This window comes from Candidatus Pelagibacter communis (assembly GCF_001179945.1).
Taxonomy (GTDB): Bacteria; Pseudomonadota; Alphaproteobacteria; order Pelagibacterales; family Pelagibacteraceae; genus Pelagilacustribacter; species Pelagilacustribacter ubique_A.
Genome location: NZ_CVSG01000048.1, coordinates 1 through 1,364, shown reverse-complemented (window position 1 = coordinate 1,364; position 1,364 = coordinate 1). Strand labels below are relative to the sequence as shown.

Sequence of the window (1,364 nt, the reverse complement as noted above, 5' to 3'; positions counted from 1 at the left end):
ACAAAGATCAACAGTACGTTCATCAGCCTCTGAAGCAATTATAGATCAAGGCTTAAGGTCTTATATGCTTAAAGTTTATAACTATATGGCTTCTGGTGTGCTGTTAACAGGATTTGTAGCTTTATTCTTTTTTAAAATGGCAGTCATCACTTCTGCTGAAGGTCAAATATTAGGTCTTACTAATTTTGGTAATACAATTTATGCCTCAGGTTTAAAATGGGTAATAATGTTAGCTCCATTAGCTGTTGTTTTTTATATGAGCTTTGGAATAGCAAAAATGTCTGCAGCTAAAGCACAAACTACTTTCTGGATTTTCGCAGCATTAATGGGAGCATCACTATCATCAATATTTCTAATATATACTGGTGCTAGCATAACAAGAGTTTTCTTTATTACAGCTGGTACTTTTGGAGCTATGAGTATTTATGGCTATACAACTAAACGAGATCTTACAAGACTTGGCTCTTTCTTAATGATGGGTCTATTCGGAATAATAATTGCATCTTTGGTAAATATTTTTATGAAATCTTCAATGATGTATTTTGTTATCTCAATTATTGGTGTTTTAGTATTCGTAGGTTTAACAGCTTATGACACTCAAAAAATTAAAAATATGTATATGGTAAGTGATAGCGGCGAATTAATGGGCAAGAAAGCTGTTATGGGAGCTTTAACACTTTACTTAGATTTCATAAATCTTTTCATAATGCTTCTAAGGCTTTTCGGTCAAAGAAGATAATCACTTAATTAACTTAAGTTTATTCCAACTTGTTTTGCTAATTAAATTATCCAAATTTTCCGATTTTCTTAAAATATTACCATTTCTATCCTTTATAAAAAACTTTTCGTTAAAATATTTAGGCTTAAAATTTTTCGTAATCCTCAAAACTGGTTTTTCAGAAGCTCTTTGATAAACATCAAAAGATACTTCTCTAGACCCGGAAGAAAAGGAATAGTCTTTCCAAGATCCATTTGAAACCATTTTTGCATAAAGATTTAAGATACATTTAAGTTCTCCTTTGATGAAAAATTCTTCACTATACTTTTTTACGTCGTTATTTATAACTAATTGAATACGTTTCATATTTTATATCTTCTAATTAGCGGCAATTGAAAAATTGTAAATATAAATGTAATAGGTAAAATTCCCCAAACTTTAAAGTTTACCCAAGTAGTTTCAGGCTGGGTTCTCCATACAATCTCATTAATCAAGGCTAAAAAAATAAAAAAATAAGCCCATCTGAAATTTAATTTATCCCAGCCAATTTCATTTAATTGAAAGGCAGTTTGTAAAAAAAATTTAAGAAAATTTTTGTTAAAAAAAACTTTACTGACTATCAAGGTTCCTGCAAAAATTACATTTA

Annotated in this window: 3 protein-coding genes; 1 reads left to right on the top strand and 2 read right to left on the bottom strand. The window is 29.5% G+C overall.

The window, feature by feature from the left end:
* Window positions 1-37 precede the first annotated feature (37 nt).
* Window positions 38-739 (top strand): Bax inhibitor-1/YccA family protein, encoded by a 702-nt coding sequence (locus AMN78_RS01140; RefSeq protein ID WP_306452604.1) that lies wholly within the window; start codon window positions 38-40, stop codon window positions 737-739.
* On the opposite strand, the gene AMN78_RS01135 is transcribed toward AMN78_RS01140, so the two are convergent.
* Together AMN78_RS01135 and AMN78_RS01130 are read right to left on the bottom strand one after the other, a co-directional pair.
* Window positions 740-1,084, bottom strand: coding sequence for a DUF2794 domain-containing protein (locus AMN78_RS01135; protein WP_075533778.1), 345 nt, complete (start codon window positions 1,082-1,084; stop codon window positions 740-742).
* Window positions 1,081-1,364: septation protein IspZ (locus AMN78_RS01130; RefSeq protein WP_179850591.1), on the bottom strand; the 284-nt coding region annotated here is incomplete at its 5' end. The genes AMN78_RS01130 and AMN78_RS01135, both read right to left, overlap by 4 nt.